The organism is Rahnella variigena, assembly GCF_003610915.1.
GTDB lineage: Bacteria > Pseudomonadota > Gammaproteobacteria > Enterobacterales > Enterobacteriaceae > Rahnella > Rahnella variigena.
On sequence record NZ_NSDJ01000002.1, the window covers coordinates 681,501 to 696,525 of the forward strand.

19 protein-coding genes are annotated in these 15,025 nt (G+C 54.7%); 1 reads left to right on the top strand and 18 read right to left on the bottom strand.

The window, feature by feature from the left end; all coding sequences use genetic code 11:
- Window positions 1-2: 2 nt before the first annotated feature.
- The 12 genes from CKQ54_RS25080 to CKQ54_RS25135 form a co-directional block, all read right to left on the bottom strand.
- Window positions 3-2,498 carry a phage tail tape measure protein gene (locus CKQ54_RS25080; protein ID WP_120349716.1) on the bottom strand — a complete coding sequence of 832 codons (2,496 nt, stop codon included), beginning with the start codon at window positions 2,496-2,498 and terminating at the stop codon, window positions 3-5.
- The gene (locus CKQ54_RS25085) at window positions 2,491-2,613 is read right to left on the bottom strand and encodes a GpE family phage tail protein (RefSeq protein ID WP_112150974.1); all 123 of its coding nucleotides are present in this window, start codon (window positions 2,611-2,613) and stop codon (window positions 2,491-2,493) included. The genes CKQ54_RS25080 and CKQ54_RS25085 overlap by 8 nt, the downstream gene beginning before the upstream one ends.
- Before the next feature lie 32 nt (window positions 2,614-2,645).
- On the bottom strand, window positions 2,646-2,927 hold the full coding sequence (locus CKQ54_RS25090) for a phage tail assembly protein (protein WP_120349675.1): 282 nt from the start codon (window positions 2,925-2,927) through the stop codon (window positions 2,646-2,648).
- Between the two features lie 58 nt (window positions 2,928-2,985).
- Window positions 2,986-3,495, bottom strand: a complete 510-nt coding sequence (locus CKQ54_RS25095; protein ID WP_113876562.1) for a phage major tail tube protein — start codon at window positions 3,493-3,495, stop codon at window positions 2,986-2,988.
- Window positions 3,496-3,508: 13 nt separating this feature from the next.
- Window positions 3,509-4,678: a phage tail sheath protein gene (locus CKQ54_RS25100; protein WP_120349717.1), complete on the bottom strand. Its 1,170-nt coding sequence runs from the start codon at window positions 4,676-4,678 to the stop codon at window positions 3,509-3,511.
- Between the two features lie 151 nt (window positions 4,679-4,829).
- On the bottom strand, window positions 4,830-5,156 hold the full coding sequence (locus tag CKQ54_RS25105; protein WP_120349718.1) for a hypothetical protein: 327 nt from the start codon (window positions 5,154-5,156) through the stop codon (window positions 4,830-4,832).
- 49 nt (window positions 5,157-5,205) lie between these two features.
- Window positions 5,206-5,661, bottom strand: coding sequence for a tail fiber assembly protein (locus CKQ54_RS25110; protein ID WP_120349719.1), 456 nt, complete (start codon window positions 5,659-5,661; stop codon window positions 5,206-5,208).
- A 9-nt stretch (window positions 5,662-5,670) separates the two neighbouring features.
- Window positions 5,671-8,424 carry a phage tail-collar fiber domain-containing protein gene (locus CKQ54_RS25115; RefSeq protein ID WP_244220297.1) on the bottom strand — a complete coding sequence of 918 codons (2,754 nt, stop codon included), beginning with the start codon at window positions 8,422-8,424 and terminating at the stop codon, window positions 5,671-5,673.
- A 9-nt stretch (window positions 8,425-8,433) separates the two neighbouring features.
- Window positions 8,434-8,961, bottom strand: coding sequence for a phage tail protein I (locus CKQ54_RS25120; RefSeq protein ID WP_112286882.1), 528 nt, complete (start codon window positions 8,959-8,961; stop codon window positions 8,434-8,436).
- Window positions 8,954-9,862 (bottom strand): baseplate assembly protein, encoded by a 909-nt coding sequence (locus tag CKQ54_RS25125; RefSeq protein ID WP_120164114.1) that lies wholly within the window; start codon window positions 9,860-9,862, stop codon window positions 8,954-8,956. Before CKQ54_RS25125 ends, CKQ54_RS25120 begins: the two co-directional genes overlap by 8 nt.
- Window positions 9,863-9,865: 3 nt before the next feature.
- Window positions 9,866-10,216 carry a GPW/gp25 family protein gene (locus tag CKQ54_RS25130; protein WP_120164115.1) on the bottom strand — a complete coding sequence of 117 codons (351 nt, stop codon included), beginning with the start codon at window positions 10,214-10,216 and terminating at the stop codon, window positions 9,866-9,868.
- Window positions 10,213-10,854 carry a phage baseplate assembly protein V gene (locus CKQ54_RS25135; protein ID WP_120164116.1) on the bottom strand — a complete coding sequence of 214 codons (642 nt, stop codon included), beginning with the start codon at window positions 10,852-10,854 and terminating at the stop codon, window positions 10,213-10,215. Before CKQ54_RS25135 ends, CKQ54_RS25130 begins: the two co-directional genes overlap by 4 nt.
- Window positions 10,855-11,171: 317 nt before the next feature.
- Between CKQ54_RS25135 and CKQ54_RS25140 the strand changes: the two genes are divergently transcribed.
- The gene (locus CKQ54_RS25140) at window positions 11,172-12,851 is read left to right on the top strand and encodes a retron Ec67 family RNA-directed DNA polymerase/endonuclease (protein WP_167459689.1); all 1,680 of its coding nucleotides are present in this window, start codon (window positions 11,172-11,174) and stop codon (window positions 12,849-12,851) included.
- A gap of 38 nt (window positions 12,852-12,889) precedes the next feature.
- On the opposite strand, the gene CKQ54_RS25145 is transcribed toward CKQ54_RS25140, so the two are convergent.
- Genes CKQ54_RS25145 through CKQ54_RS25170 form a run of 6 tightly spaced genes read right to left on the bottom strand, consistent with a single transcriptional unit; the run spans window position 12,890 to window position 15,025 of the window.
- Entirely contained in the window at window positions 12,890-13,345 is a 456-nt protein-coding gene (locus CKQ54_RS25145) for a phage virion morphogenesis protein (protein WP_120164090.1), read from the bottom strand.
- A complete protein-coding gene (locus CKQ54_RS25150) occupies window positions 13,338-13,805 on the bottom strand; it encodes a phage tail protein (protein ID WP_104922614.1) in 468 nt (155 codons plus the stop codon). The genes CKQ54_RS25145 and CKQ54_RS25150 overlap by 8 nt, the downstream gene beginning before the upstream one ends.
- On the bottom strand, window positions 13,768-14,013 hold the full coding sequence (lysC, locus tag CKQ54_RS25915; protein WP_244220298.1) for an Rz1-like lysis system protein LysC: 246 nt from the start codon (window positions 14,011-14,013) through the stop codon (window positions 13,768-13,770). The genes CKQ54_RS25150 and lysC overlap by 38 nt, the downstream gene beginning before the upstream one ends.
- Complete coding sequence (gene lysB, locus CKQ54_RS25160; protein WP_120164089.1) at window positions 13,901-14,326, bottom strand: Rz-like lysis system protein LysB; 426 nt, start codon at window positions 14,324-14,326, stop codon at window positions 13,901-13,903. The genes lysC and lysB overlap by 113 nt, the downstream gene beginning before the upstream one ends.
- Window positions 14,326-14,835, bottom strand: coding sequence for a lysozyme (locus tag CKQ54_RS25165; protein ID WP_120164088.1), 510 nt, complete (start codon window positions 14,833-14,835; stop codon window positions 14,326-14,328). Before CKQ54_RS25165 ends, lysB begins: the two co-directional genes overlap by 1 nt.
- Entirely contained in the window at window positions 14,816-15,025 is a 210-nt protein-coding gene (locus CKQ54_RS25170; protein WP_120164091.1) for a phage holin, read from the bottom strand. The genes CKQ54_RS25165 and CKQ54_RS25170 overlap by 20 nt, the downstream gene beginning before the upstream one ends.

A 15,025-nucleotide genomic window follows, 5' to 3' on the forward strand; every position in this document is an offset into this window, starting at 1 on the left:
CCTTAATCATTATCCATGCGGGAACGTTGCTGTGCGGCGCGGGCGCGGTCACGGGCTTCCAGCTCAGCGCGGATCTGACGACTAGTATCCTGGACGCCTAAACCGGCACCGGCGGCAATGGTGTAATGGTGCGTGCTGCGGTCGATATAGCTGCGCCCGCCGCCAACAGATACCGGCGTGTAACCGCCGCCCAGCAGGCCGCCAGACGGCGGGGTAATCGGGGCGGGATTATCCAGCGGGTGCGCTTGCGGATCCCCGTCGCCGGATTGCTTCGAACGCTGATCAGCCTTGTCCGCCGTTTTATCAATGTCTGCCGATTCATCCTTGATGATGCCGAGTTTCTCCAGCAGCCAGTCCACGCCATGCCGCAATTTATTGAATGCTTTAAGAGGCCAGGTAAACGCATCGGCAATTCCCTGCCCGACGATGACGCCCGCGTTTTTGAAATTATTCAGCGTGTCCTGGGTCGCTTTCACCGGTGCGATCAGGTCTTTGAACCACTGAACGGCAGATTTCAGCCAGCCACCGAGCGAATCAAACATCGGCTTGAGCGGGGCGAAAAGCTCCTTAACAGGCTCAAATGCCACACTCAACCCTTCCACCACACCGGCAAAGAAAGCACTAATCGGTTCCCAGTATTTGCGGATAAGCAACGCACCGGCGACAAACAGCGCGCCCACACCAACAATGATCCCTCCCACAGCCCACAGGGGCATACTTAACCCACCGATAACCGTGGCTATTGCTCCGCCTGCTATGGTCAGAACTGTCCAGAGCGTACTGGCAGCAGCTACGATCAGATTAATGCCGCTGATAACCGGACCCGCCACCAGGCCAAACACGCCGAGCGCGCCGATAATCAGCAGCGCACCGCCCGCAATTTTGCCGAGCGTCGTCGCCAGGGCTTTATTGTTCACAATCCACTTATCGAGTTTCAGCACGTAGCCGGTGGCGGTTTGCACCAGTTTGCGCAGGGATGAATCCTGCTGATCGAACAGGTCAGTGCCGACGGCCTCATAGGCTGACTGAAATTCCTTAAAGTCGCCGCCGAGGTTGTTCTGCATCACCTCCACCAGCGCCTTGGTTTTGCCGTCCGAGGTTTTGAATGCCTGGGTAAGTTTGTCGAGCTTGCCCGACGTTGCCCCATCCATCAGCACCATCGCCGCCGAACTGGCTTCCTCGCCAAAGACGGCTTTCATGTACTGCGCCCGCTGGGCATCACCAAGCTTATTTTTCTCAAAGCTCTTTTGCATTTCTTTCAGGATGGTAAACAGCGGGCGCATGTTGCCTTTCTTGTCCGCCGTTTTCACCTTCAGCTCACCCAGTGCGGCGGCGGCGGTGCCCGTGGGTGCCTGTAAGCGGGTAATGACCGCACGGGCACCGGTGCCCGCCATTGAACCGGTGATTTTGGCATCCGCCAGGGAGGCAGCCATCGCGGCGGTTTCTTCGACGCTGATACCGGCCTGTTTTGCCACCGGCGCGGCATAGGTCATGGTGTCTGACAGCCCGTCAAAGGTGGCGGCAGACTTATTCATTGCTGCAGAAAGCACGTCGCCGATGTGCGCCACGGTGTCATTAGTCATGCCGAACGCGGACTTTACGCCCATCAGCAGGGTGGCGTTTTCCTCCATGGTGCGCTTGTTTGCCAGGGACAAATTCAGGATGGTCGGCGTCGCCGCCAGAATGCCGTCCTTGTCCGCGCCGGATTTGGCGACAATGATTTGCGCGGCGGCGGCATCATCGGCAGACGCGGCGGTGTTGTCGCCGAGCTGCCGCGCCTGGGTGCGCAGCGCGGTCATATCGGCAGAGTCTTTTTCTAATCCTAACGTCGCCTGTAACTCTGAGTTTTTCAGGGCAAAGTCATATCCGGGCTTGAGCATCCCGGCACCGGCTACCGTGCCCGCCGTCGCAATCCCGACACCCGCAGCCCCTGCACCGGTCACGCTACCGGCAAACTGTTTGCCCGCCTGATACCGCCCTTTCACCGCGTTGAGTTTGGCCTGCTGCGCGCTGACGCGTGCCAGGGATTCGCGCTGCCGGTTGAGCTGCGCGGTGGTTTCACTGATGGAGGTTTTCAGGCGGCGCTCGGAGTCAGACAGCGTGCGCGTACTGATGCCCGCCTGGCTGAGTTCCGTGCGCTGACGCTGAACCGACTGCCGCAGCCCGTTGAACTGGGTCTGCAACTGCGCGGCGGTGCGCTTCGCGGACTCCATCGCCTGCGCCTGGGCGCGGGTCGGGTTGGCGGTGTTTTTGAACTGGATAGCCAGCGCCGCCGCTTCCGCTTTGGCATCTTTGAGTTTCTGACCGGTGACGGCAAGCTGCGCGCTGGATTTCCTGAAACCGTCAATCTTTCCGGCCTGAGCGTTCAGGTCTTTGAGCGTGTTCTGTGAATTGCGAATATCTCCGGACAGCGCCTTACTGGCGTTCTGCACCGCTTTAAACGGGCGGGTCGCCTGGTCAACCGCCTTTAACAACACCTCTAACTTTAAGTTACTCACTGTCGGTGGCTCCGCTGCGCTGCATGGCCTTATGACGCCACACCAGCAGCTCGGTCAGCGTCATCGGGTTCAGTTCTGACGGCGGCCAGTGAAAAATCACCGCCACGTCCGCCATCAGGTCATCAACGGTCAGTGCCGCCGGAAGTTTTATTGTTCCGATTTCGGCGATAAAAAACCGATCACCTTGCCCGCCATGGCAATCAGGTCGGGCAGATGCAGGCTTTTGCAGTCCTGAGTGGTCAGGTTCGGGACGGTAATGCGCGGCAGGATCACGGTCAGCGCGTCAACGTCGGCATTCGCCAGCGCCGCCAGGCCAATCCCGCGCAGGTGTCCCGCGTTCGGTTTGATGATTTCAATCTGAGTGATTAGGGTGTCGCCGCGTTTGATCGGCTCTTCCAGGATAACGATGTTTTCATTCTGTTCTGACATAGCGGTGTCTCTTATTCAAAGGTGAGGTTTTGCGCCGATGTCCGGCGCGGGTTACGGGTTACAGGCCGATGTTTTTGCGGTGTTCCGCCACGCGGTCAACGCCGCCGACGATTTCCACCATGTTCACGGTATCGACTTCGATCACGTCTTTGCCGTCAATCGTGAGTTTGAAATAGGTGCACTGGGTAGTGATTTTGGTTTCGGTGTCTTCACCCTGTTTGTACTCGCCGAAATCCATTTCTTTATGGCGTCCGCGCAGGGTGACTTCCACGGCGGAGGTGTCGCCGGTGTCGTCACGCTGGAAGGAACCGGCAAAGCGCAGCGGCACGGCATCCACTGCCCCCCACTGTTTCAGCACCAGTTCATCCAGCCCGCCCACCGTCCACTCAAAGGTCAGCGCGTCATCGTCCAGGCCAAAATCAATCGAGGCCGAACCGGTCATGCCGCCGCCGCGATAGTTCTCCAGCTTGCGGGTGAGTTTTGGCAGCGTCAGCGCGCTGACCATGCCGAGGTAGCTGTTCCCGTCGTTAAACAGGTTCAGGTATTTCAGTTTCTTAGGCAGTGCCATGTTTTAGCGCCTCTTAGCTGTTAACGGACGTGGCGAACGTCGCCAGGTACTGATCGGTGATGCGCTGACGCAGGGTTAAATCTTCCAGCGGCGGCACCGGCGTATAGTCGTAATCAATGAATAATTTGCCCGCTTTGAGGCTTTCAACAGTATTCGCTTCGGGGTCATACCAGCAGGTGCCATCAATGATCAGACCGGCGGTTTTCATTTCGCGCAATTTGGCGTTAATGCCCGCAATCATGTCTTTGATAAGCGTCGGGGTAACGGGCTTATCTGATGCCCACATATGACCTTCGGCGATAGTGTCCGCCAGCACCTGCGCGGTGCGGGTGTAGTTCTCAAACAGGAACAATGGATCGTCAGAGCAGGTGCGCTGCCCCCAGAACTTAAAGCCGTCCTTGCGGATAAGGGTGGTGACGCACGCCTGGTTCAGCAGGTCAGCATCGGTGCCGGAGGTTTGCAAATCCCAGTACACGCTGGCAGACAGGCCGGTCACGCCGTTGATGCCGACGTTTGAAAGCGTTTTATGCCAGCCGGTTTCGGCGTCGATTTTGGCACGCAGGCCGAGCGCGTAAGCCGTCGCGGGGGCGATGTCGCTGGCGTTCGTGGTGGTATTCCAGGAGACGAAATCCGGCCAGACCACCATCAGTTCACGCTGGCTGAAATTGTCGCGGTACTTAATGGCATCGGACACGGTTTTACAGCCATACGCGCTGACGTAGCCAAACGCGCGGAGCTGCTGACAGACGGCGGCGAGTGCGGTGGCGACGTCCTGATTATCAAGCCCCGGCACGCCGAGAATGCGCGGCTTTACGCCGAGTTCCGTTTGCGCAGACAGCAGGGCTTTCATGCCGGTATACATGCCGTTTTCATCTGAACCGCCGATGATGTTGGAGGTGGTTTCCGCGTCGGTTTCGCCCTCTGCGACGCGAACAACGACGACCACCGGTTTAGCCTGGTTGGCGATTGCCATCAGGGAGGCGCGGAGCGTGCCGGTTTTACCGGCCTTGCCTGCGGCGGTCAGTACGTTGGTGATAAGCACCGGCGTATCGAGCGGGAACGCGTCGGCATCCGCATCTTCTGCGGTGCAGACCATCCCGATGATGGCGGTGGAAACGGTGGAAATAACGCGGGTGCCGTCATTGATTTCAACAACGCGCACACCGTGATGATAATCAGCCATGGTGTTTTTTCCTGTGATTAATAAGCCAATCAATCATCGCGTGTTGTGTACGCTCAGGCACGGCGGGAGGGAAGTGTGGGGAATGGCACAACGTGGCCGTCTCCCCGCCCATAACAGGGAGACGGCTGAGGTAATAAACCTTCAGAACATGTCAGGCGAAGACATCAATCTTTGTCAGTTTTGGGGTAACGGATATTTTTTTATCCGTTTCCCCCGAGCTGGATGTTTTTTTATCACCCCCTTCTTCCATTTGTTTTTGCAGTAACTGCGCAAGTTGTTGATAAAGAGCCTCTAGTTGCTCTTTCAGCAGTGCTTGCTCTTCTTTTGAAAGGCCTCCCTCTGCAATACGCTCGAGAACAGCTGAAATTTTCTCTTGAATATCATGTATCTGTGCCGAGATATCCTTTTTAGAATGTGACTTACCAACTTCATTGTCTGTATTTATCGGATTGCCACGCATGCCTGTATCTATAACCATATAACCCCTCCTTTTATGAGTTAACTCCTCATAATTAATCGGAGCATGATTAAAAAGGATAAGCAGGCCAGGCAATATCCGGCGCTGCTGATAAATCCAGCCGGTTCAGGGCAATGCGGTATTTTTTCCAGGCGGTCAGGCTTGCCCGTTCCGCCTCCGTCGCGTCGTCAATATCGACGGCATCCTGCAAAGGCGCGATAGCCGCGTTTGCCTTAGCCATCAGGGCTGACAGCATGGCGGTGGCTTCGGCTTTCAGTTCCGCCACGGACGGGGCGGGGATATCTGCCCAGGCTGGCAGCCCGTCGTTGCCCGCAACCCGCACTTTCCCTTCCGGCGGGGGAAGGGTTTGGTATTCACGGTAAACGACGTCACTTACCGCAATGCCATCATCAGGCCAGCTTCCCGCATCGTCGTACACTTCCCGCAGTTCACGCGGATAAAAGCCGTTAGTGAGCGGGCTGTATACATAAAGACTTGACGTGATTGCGCTGTAATAGTTGCTCATGTTATCCCCTTACCAGCCGGTGGCTTCCCAGTAACTGCCGCCGCTGTCCTGACCGCAGGTGAAACCGATGTTATTAATAATCTGTGCCGTGCCGTAGTTATCATTGAAGGTGCCGTTCCCGCCGTTGAGGACAGTGACCTGGACGTTGACGCAGGTATTCGGGAAGGGAATGGGGAAATTCACCGTAGACCAGCCGCGACTCCCTTTATTGACGACGCCCCACTGCTTGATCATTCCGGTATCACCGCATCGCCACCAGCCGCCGCCGAGGTTGGCGGTATTGGCATTGACCGGCTGCCGGTTATTGGGACTGAAAACGCGCTGCCCCATCTCATAAATCCCGCCACCGTCAGTGTAAAAGTTACCCTGCGCGCTAATGTCGCCGGTGCCGGAAATTCTGACGTATCCTGTTTGTGCTGAATTCGCCTGGTTGACGATGCGGAAAACAAATCCACCCACGCCGCCGCCCTTGTTGTTAATAAAGTTGGATTCGCCCTGTCCGCCGCTCTCATTCCACCCGACATAGGTTCCCTGGCCTTCACCAGGATTGGCGGAGCTGATACCGCGTAAATAGTTAGCCGTCACACGCCCATTCACATCACCACCAACGCGGGGAAAAGCCCCAACGTTGTCCGCATTCAGCGAAATGTCTTTGGTGCCATCAAACGCCACACCGGAAATCTTGCGTGCGGTGGCGAGTTTCGAGGCCGCGACGGCTGTGCCACCCGATGGCAACGCACCAACGTCACCAGCTGTCGGCTTGTTTGCCTGACCGTACATTTCATTCCAGGCAGACCATGGACCATCAACGCCGTTCCACGCTCCGGTCGCGTAGCGGGTGAACTGCCGCCCGTTACTGTTAAAGGCAATTTGCTGCGTCGCATTCGGTCCCCAGGTCACGAAAATCACGCCGACAAACCCGTTCATCGGATAGCCTTTGTCCGTGGTCGCCGCAGCAACGCCTGGCACGCCGTAATGCCCGAACATGCCGCTGCCGCGCAGGGTGTTCGGGGTATCGGCTGCGGTTAAGTTCGTGCGGATTTTAAAGGCCGTTGCAATTTCATCAGACAGCGCCTTTTCACTGGCGGCACTTTGCGCTGCCGTCCACGCACCAACATCAGCAGCAGTGGGTTTGTTGTTCGCGCTGTAGGTCGGCACCCATTCCTTCCATGGACCATCTACACCGTTCCAGTCACCGGACAATCCGCGATTCCAGATATTGCCGGTGAACGTGACATACATCTGCTGACAGCCGTAGGCGCTTGGCGTCACGTACAACGTTCCCGCGATGCTTTGAGGGTAATGCAGCGCCGCCGTCGCATTGACGTTTTTAGGCTGCGAGTAAATCGCCGTGCCTGAATTGCCGCTGGCAAAACCCAACGTATTAATATCCGTGCCGGTCAGAATAGACGTGGGGACGTTAACGGAATTGACGGCGCTGGCCTGCACCCAGTCGCGCCATGGTCCGTCTTTGCCATTCCAGGAAGCATTCAGCGCACGCGTCCACACCATGCCGGTATTTTGTACCGTGTAACGCTGCAATACGCCGCCCGTCCAGGACGCGGGGATAACTTCCAGTACGCCCGCCGCCTGCGAACCTGCCGGATAGCCGTTTGCTACCGTGGCATTCGCGCCGGTGCTTTGCACATACAGGCCAATTTTTGCCAGGTTAAAGGTGTTGATGTTGGCGGTGCCCAGAATGGCAGAAGCGACGGGCAGCGCCCCCACCTCAGAAGCCGTCGGCGGGTTGGCGGTGTCGTAAAGTTTGCGCCATCCGAACGGCAGCACACCATCAGTCTGACGCCATTGCCATCCCGTCGGATCCGTTTTACTGACAACCCCCACGCGCACGTAAATTGTGCCGCTTGTGCAGTGCAGATACTGGGTCAGCGCCGCCCCCGCGTCATACCAGCGGCGATAGGTCATCAGCGTATCCGCCGCCTGAAAGGTCGCGCCCAAAGGGTGATCATCAAAAAAGCCTGCCAGGGTGACGCCGCCGGTCAGCGCAACAATCGACGGGTCGTAAATTTTCTTCACCGTGGCGTTATCGACGTTCACCAGAATATTACTGACCGCGCCGACGTCCGCCGCCGACAAAGTGATATCAGCACTCAGCGCTTTGTTATTTACTTTGCGGGTGGAAGGGACGCGGGTGTTGGCATTGTCATTGGCGGTCTTTACCGCCTTTGGCGTCGCCGCCAGCGTTTCGCTGGTACTGCTGACCGAGCTGTTAAGCTGCACAAAACCTTTTGCCGTCAGCGTACCGTCGGGATGGTTACGGGATTTTTCATGCGCCGCCAGCAGGTCATTCACATACTGCTCAGTCGCCATAATCACCGAGTCATCGATCAGCAGGCTGATAGCTTCGGTGTTGCTGACGGCAATCACCATGCGTAAAGTTTGTGTGCGGCCTGAACCTTCCGCCAAAGTTGGCTTGTACGTGTCCGCCATATTACAGACGGCAATCAGCGCACCGTCGTCAGCAAACAGCCCCATTTCACGCATCCAGAAGCCGCCGACGCTGGCAGAAATCACCGCCTCAGCAATCACCCAGTTACCATGAGTCGGATCCAGCTTTAATGAATTGAGCGGCGTGCGGTACACCTCTTTAACCAGTTTGGTCTGCGTGGCGACGGGTGTGGTCGCCTTGCCGTTGCCGTCGCCGACGGCAAGCTGCGTAATGTTGATGTCAGTTCCCGCCGCAATGGCTGCCGCAATGCGCGACTGCCCGAGCGTGGTGACAACGGATTTAAATGTGCTCATATCGTCCTCTTATGCGGGGTAAACGGTCAGCAGTTCGCCAAGGTATTGCGCCGCGCCGATGTAAACATCGCCTTTGATGTCCTGGGTGATGGTCAGCCCGATGAGATGGCGGCTGGCAGGTTTAGCGTCAGCAATCAGCCTTTCCATTTCTAAATACATTTCTTCGGTGATGCCGGTTTCCAGCACGCCGATGTCCAGGCGAAACGTCCCTGGTTCGTCATTCGTTTCCCACCACTCGGTCACGTTAATCAGGTAGCCGAGCGGCTCCACCACGCGCCGGATGGCACCGATGGTTCCCTTGTGGCAGTGAATGAACCAGGCCGACTGAATGACGCGGCGCTTGGTGGCGACAGGCCAGTTTTCATCCCAGCGGTCAACCGACAGCGCCCACGCCAGGTACGGCAAAAACTTTGCCGGACAGGTCAGCGGATCCCAAAGCTGCCGCAGCGGCACCGGCACGTTTTCAAGCGCGGCGCAGGCGTCGGCGGCGGCGACCTCCAGCGCGGAGGAACCGGCGGGCAGCAGGCGATCACTCATCGTAACCGCCCACTTTCAGGGTGTAAGCGGTGCAGAATGACGCCTGCGTTTTATCCAGCTCGATGTCAGCGGCGGGGCTTTTCAGCTCCACCCGCTGCACGCCTTCAACGTGCAGCGCGGCATAAATGGCGGACAGCCGGATGTCGCGGCCTAAACGGTGCTGCGCGGTGGTGTAGGCGATAAGCTTGGCTTCGGCGGCTTCGCGGATGGGTTCGGCTTCCGGACCAGGGAACAGATACAGCACGGCATCAATGGTGTAACTGACCACGGTGGCAGACTGGACGGTCACGCGGTCAGCCACGGGGCGCACGTTTTCATCATTGAGCGCGGCCTGCACTTTCGCCAGCAGGTCGGCGGGCGCGGTGCCGTTGCCGGTCTGTGCCAGCACGGAAATCGTCACGCAGGCAGGCGACGGACTGATCACCGAAATATCCGCCACGCGTCCATCAGCCGAGCGCCCGTGATACTCATAGGAACCAATCGGACCGGCCACGCTCAGCCCTTCAAAAGCCTGCTGCGCACGGATACGCAAATCAGCATCGCTTTCCATGACTGCCGCCACGGCGGGCACGCTGACCGTATCCGCAGGCGTGATCGTCAGGCGTTCCACGCTGAACGTGGCGGCGATATTGTCCAGGTCTGTTCCGGTGGCATAAGCCAGCATCACCGCCTGCGCAGCTTCATTAACCCGCTGACGCAGGATCACTTCGCGATAAGCGTTCTCCTCCAGCAGCTTCACAATCGGTTCAGACTCCAGGGTCAATGTGCGGGCGATGGCGGCCTGCTGGTCTTCGGGGTAAAGCGATACCAGCGTGGCTTTGCGTTCCGCCAGGAGGATTTCGTAATCCAGCACCTCCACCACGTCGGGGGCGGGTAACTGGCTCAGGTCGATAGTTGCCATAATTCAGCTCACGGGTAGGGTTAAGGAAATGGCGGCGGACGTGTCTTTGCGGATGCCGGTGATATCCACTACGCCTTTTCCGTCAAACGTCGTTTCAAAGGTGATGCCGGTCAGGCTGACGCGTGGCTCCCACTTGAGGATCGCGCTATAACAGGCCGCCATGATTTGCAGGCGCAGCGCGGCATTCTGCGGGCGGTCAGTCAGTTCAGACAGCAGTGAACCATAGTCACGGCGCATGACGCGGGAACCGACGGGCGTGCGCAAAATGTCGCTGACCGACTGCTGAATATGTGCCAGGTCTTCGACGCTGCGCCCCGTGTCGCGAGCCAGGCCGATGTATTTGGCGTTAGTCATGAAGGCACCTGCGTCTGACCGCCGCCCGTCTGGACGCCGCCGTGTTTATGGGTATGCACGACAATGCCGTTTGACGTGATGCTGCCGCCCGAGTGGGTGAGATTGCCGGTCATGGTGCCGCCTTGTTTGATTTCGATAGTGCCGGTGGTGAGCTTGTTTGTGCAGACCACCTCCGGCGTGTCGAGCGTGATGCGCGTTTTCGCCGTGCAGGTGATCAGCGGAGCAGTTACAACCACCTTATCCGAGGCGTTCACCGTGGCGGATTTGATGCCGGTTGCCAGCAGTGCGCCGGTTTTTGGTTCGTATTCGATCACCGCGCCATCAGGGAAAGTGACGTGTACAGCATCGGCGGACGCAGAGGGTGCCGGAAATTTATTAGAAAAAATGCCAGGCATCACAAAGGCGGTATCCAGCTCACCACCCAGACAGAACAGCACAACCTGTTCACCGGCGGACGGTGCCCACCAGGAACGAGAGCGCCCCGCGCGGGACGTCAGCCAGTGCAGCCAGTCGGTGACGTTGCCGCCGGTGTTCACGCGACAGGTGCCCGCCTCTAAATCCACCTCGGCAACGGTGCCAATGCGGATCAGATTGCGCAGCAGGCGCGGAATGTCGTTGTTGGGGATGGATGTATTCATGGATAAAAGAATGCCGCCCTGTCAGGCGGCATACAATTTGAGGCGAGTTGATGGCGGGTGGCACAACGTAGGGTATTAAAAAGATAAAAACATACCTTTCCGCTACCCAATCAAGTTTCGAAAAACGTTGATTTTATTGGATAGAAGTGATAAAAAAAACTTGGTCTATAAACAGATTTTGTGTCGCGTATCGCGATAAGTGAAAGTAAGGTTGGAGACAACCGCCGCGTTGAAATAATATGGCCACCGGTGGGTCGCCGTATGAGTGCGATAAGAGTGTTTATAGACCCCTCCCCTCAATTTTTAATATGGATATTATGTCAAAACTAGCGGATATACGTAGTTTAAAAAGTCTCAGCGATGTTGCAGATTTTTTGGGTTGCGAACCGAAGAACCTTGCTTACTCTTTATATTTCGCAAAGAATAAATATAAATCTTTTGAAATTTATAAAAAAAGTGGTGGGGTACGGATTATTAATGCACCCAATGAAAAACTAAAATCTTTGCAGAAGATACTAGCTGGATATTTAAGTGAATGCTTGGATGAGATTTACAATACACATGGTGGAAATAAAATATCACATGGTTTTGTGAAAGGAAAAACAATTATTACTAATGCCAGTCAACATAGAAATAAAAACCTCGTATTCAATATTGATTTATCTGATTTTTTCAATACTATAAACTTTGGTCGTGTTCGTGGCTTTTTCATAAAAAATAAATATTTTTCCATGGATGAAAAAGCAGCAACTGTTTTTTCCCAGATTGCTTGTCATGAAGGTAGATTACCACAAGGAAGTCCATGCTCTCCTGTAATTTCAAATCTAATACTTAATATTCTGGATATCCGACTAGCAAGTTTAGCATTTAAGAATAGTTGTAATTACACTCGTTATGCGGATGATTTAACATTTTCTACAAATAGGAAAGAATTTCCTATCGATATAGTCAAAGATGAACTTGGAGATTGGGTTGTTGGAAACAAACTACATAAAGAAATCACCAAGTGTGGATTTATAATAAACAAATCAAAAACAAGACTTCAATACAAAGACTCTAGGCAAGATGTTACGGGATTAGTAGTAAATAAATTCGTCAATGTACCTAGTGATTATAGACGCTTGACTAAATCAATGGCTCATGAGTTATTCAGAACAAATGAGTTTTATATAAAGCTTCCTGACGGGGAAAGTATTGAAGGGACGCAAAATCAACTAAATGGAATGCTCAGTTATATTTATAGCACTAGAAAAATTACTATACACAAAAACTTTGACAGTACCATCCCTCGTGACGGCAAAGGAATACCTATTCTTGATGCTAGCGATAGATTGTATTCGGATTTTCTTTTTTATAAAAATTTTGTGGCTAACGATAAGCCGATTGTAATTTGCGAAGGTAAAACTGATGTTGTGTATTTGAAGCATGCAATAAAATCAAGATATGAAAAATATCCTAACTTAGTTGAAATTAAGAAAAAAGAGAAGGCACTAAAAATACAGATCTTAGGTGCTTCTTTCTTAGTGAACCATTTGCTAGATCTTCTTACAGGTACCACTGCAATTAAAAGATTCGTCGAGTCTTATGCTACAAGATTGTCAAAGTATAAATGCCCCCCTCTCAACAACCCAGTTATTATTCTTACTGACAATGATGACGGAATTAAAGGTTTAATTCACGCAATAAATGGGAAGTACAAGGAGTCCGAAGACAGAGACGGAATATATTTCATTACTAGTAATTTATATTTAATAAGAACGCCTTTGCTTAATGATAAGAATAGTAGCAAAATTGAAGACTTTTTCACTAAAGAGCTGCTTGCTAGAAAGTTAGACGGTAAAACTTTTCATCCTGATAATGATACTGACAATACAATGCATTATAGTAAGCAAGTTTTTGTCGAGAAAATAATAAAGAAGGAATACAAATCCATCGATTTTTCAGGATTTGATTCGATCATTAACTTATTAGAAAAGACAATAATTGATCATAAATAATATCTTTGATGGATGGAAAGTTAAATGGAATTTGCACTTTATTCAACTCCGTGCAAAATTTTGATAATCTCATCTTCCACAATCTTCATATCCTCCCCATCCAGCCCCAACAGCGGGCGCGCCGGATACTGCATTTCTTTTGCACGGACGGACGGGCGATCCCGCAGCCCGTACTGATGCACCTTTGCCATGCGCTGAACCTGGCCGGTGAATTCCACCACGGCGTCGTCAGCGGTGCCTTTGGCCTTCATGTATTTTGCCGTGCGCAGTCTGGCGAACATTTCCCGCTTAATGCGGCCTTTCTTTGCCCGCAACGGCTGCGGACGGCGCGGGGTGAAGGGCTGCCCTTCCGGCGTAACTTGCTGCTTAATGCGCTGCTGCTGATGTTTGCGCAGACGCTTCGCAATGGTCGCCGCCATCGCCTTACGGCTTTGCGGTGACAGCGCCGCAATCAATCCGGCCAGGCGGGTATCAAACGCTGACAGCTCACTCATGCCACTGGCTCACTAACTCACCGTGCAGGTACAGTTCACGCGGCCTTTCCACCGGCTCCGGCAGCGGCGGTTCCGGAAAATGCTCCACGTACAGACCGGCATCAATCTGTTTCACGATCACGCGCTCGGTGAGCTGCACGTCAATCGCGATATCGTAGGAACCATCATCGAGCATATCGGCCTTGAATTTAAAGCCGGTCTGCTGCTTTTCAGGTGTCGCCATGATGTCCGGCTGATTCTCACGCAGCCAGGCCAGAATCGGCACAATGATCAGATCGCAGTCCTGGGCAAAGTTAGTGATCAGCAGCTCGGTCTGATACTGGTATTCAAACGACAGCGAGCTGGCTAACGTGGAAACGATGCGCCCGTTATCCACAAACATCCGCAGCTGGTCGGGGCTGGTTTGCAGCACCGGCACGGCGTCAGTCAGGGCTTTTCGTAGCTGTGCGGGTTTTAACACGGTGTTCCTCCTGGCATTGTTTGACCGCTTCCACCTGGAGGCCGCAGGCGGTTAGTGCGGCCTCCAGATTTCTGACATCGGCGCTTAAGTCGCCGTTAGTGGCCGGTGAGCTTGCCGGTATCGGGCAACTGGTTACCGCCGGGCAGCCAATGTAGATAATCTGCGGCGCTGGCAAAGGCGGGACGCGCGTGCATCCGGCTAATACCATCAGGCAGAGGGGCAGCGTACCAGTCGCGCATTTCCTGATTTTCATTGAGCAACCTTTGAATGTGAATTTCACGATCCCGCGCTAACTGACCCGCCTGTGAGAGCTGGGTGCGCAGGCTTTGTTCCTGGCGTTCGCGCCTCAGTGCTTCATCGCTCAGGCGATTAATGGCGTTGTCGCGGCTTTCAATACCGGCGGACAGCGTGCCGATGATGCGTTGCGCCTGTTCGGCTTCATCATGCAGGCCACCAATGCGCCAGGTTTGCAGTCCCGCCAGCGCGCAGGCTGCCAGCAGTAATAAAATTAAAACGCGCATCAGACTCCCCGCAGGCAGTAGGCCAGCTCATTCGCGCGGCGGCGCTCCAGGCCGGTGACGCGGACACCGTTCACAAACACCCAGCGCGGCAACTGCTCGCAAGCGTCTCGCCATTTCCCCTTGCTGATAAAAAACGCCAGCGTGGACTTACACGCCGCCGTCACACCGACGTTAAAGGCAAAGGACACCACGGCGTCATACACCGGCTGCGGCATGGCAACCGGCATACATCGGGCAATGCCTTTCTCCACCCGCATCACGTCTTCCACCAGGTTAACGGCGGCCTGACGTTGGCTGATTTGCGTTTGCGGTTTCACGCCTGCGGTGTGCCCGATGCCGTTTGTCCAGACGCCCGCGCTGCACTGATAGGCGGAAAGGCGGCAGCCTTCAAAATCAGTAATCAGTGCCAGACCGGCGGCGGAGGTTTTCAACGTTGGCGTTTGCGGCAGCAGCGCGGCAATCGCCAGGACAGCGGCGACGGCGCAGCGTCTAACGATTGATGGCGGCATTAATGTCCCCTCTGATGCCCATAGCTTTCAGCAGGCGGTAAGTTTTGCGCCGGTAGTACCAGTTCACCAGGAAGGTGGCGACGCCGACGGCGGCACCGACTAAAAAGGCAATATCCTGATAAGACATCCCACCCAGCCAGGCCAGAAACACGGCAATGCAGTAACAGATAAACGAGGTGATGCGCTCCAT

Coding starts and splice junctions, on each gene's coding strand:
- CKQ54_RS25085 (WP_112150974.1), bottom strand. CDS start 2,613: ATGGCGGACGTGGCGGTGATTTTTCACTGGCCGCCGTCAGAACTGAAC.
- CKQ54_RS25090 (WP_120349675.1), bottom strand. CDS start 2,927: ATGTCAGAACAGAATGAAAACATCGTTATCCTGGAAGAGCCGATCAAA.
- CKQ54_RS25095 (WP_113876562.1), bottom strand. CDS start 3,495: ATGGCACTGCCTAAGAAACTGAAATACCTGAACCTGTTTAACGACGGG.
- CKQ54_RS25100 (WP_120349717.1), bottom strand. CDS start 4,678: ATGGCTGATTATCATCACGGTGTGCGCGTTGTTGAAATCAATGACGGC.
- CKQ54_RS25105 (WP_120349718.1), bottom strand. CDS start 5,156: ATGGTTATAGATACAGGCATGCGTGGCAATCCGATAAATACAGACAAT.
- CKQ54_RS25110 (WP_120349719.1), bottom strand. CDS start 5,661: ATGAGCAACTATTACAGCGCAATCACGTCAAGTCTTTATGTATACAGC.
- CKQ54_RS25115 (WP_244220297.1), bottom strand. CDS start 8,424: ATGAGCACATTTAAATCCGTTGTCACCACGCTCGGGCAGTCGCGCATT.
- CKQ54_RS25120 (WP_112286882.1), bottom strand. CDS start 8,961: ATGAGTGATCGCCTGCTGCCCGCCGGTTCCTCCGCGCTGGAGGTCGCC.
- CKQ54_RS25125 (WP_120164114.1), bottom strand. CDS start 9,862: ATGGCAACTATCGACCTGAGCCAGTTACCCGCCCCCGACGTGGTGGAG.
- CKQ54_RS25130 (WP_120164115.1), bottom strand. CDS start 10,216: ATGACTAACGCCAAATACATCGGCCTGGCTCGCGACACGGGGCGCAGC.
- CKQ54_RS25135 (WP_120164116.1), bottom strand. CDS start 10,854: ATGAATACATCCATCCCCAACAACGACATTCCGCGCCTGCTGCGCAAT.
- CKQ54_RS25140 (WP_167459689.1), top strand. CDS start 11,172: ATGTCAAAACTAGCGGATATACGTAGTTTAAAAAGTCTCAGCGATGTT.
- CKQ54_RS25145 (WP_120164090.1), bottom strand. CDS start 13,345: ATGAGTGAGCTGTCAGCGTTTGATACCCGCCTGGCCGGATTGATTGCG.
- lysC (WP_244220298.1), bottom strand. CDS start 14,013: ATGGTATTAGCCGGATGCACGCGCGTCCCGCCTTTGCCAGCGCCGCAG.
- lysB (WP_120164089.1), bottom strand. CDS start 14,326: ATGCGCGTTTTAATTTTATTACTGCTGGCAGCCTGCGCGCTGGCGGGA.
- CKQ54_RS25165 (WP_120164088.1), bottom strand. CDS start 14,835: ATGCCGCCATCAATCGTTAGACGCTGCGCCGTCGCCGCTGTCCTGGCG.
- CKQ54_RS25170 (WP_120164091.1), bottom strand. CDS start 15,025: ATGGAGCGCATCACCTCGTTTATCTGTTACTGCATTGCCGTGTTTCTG.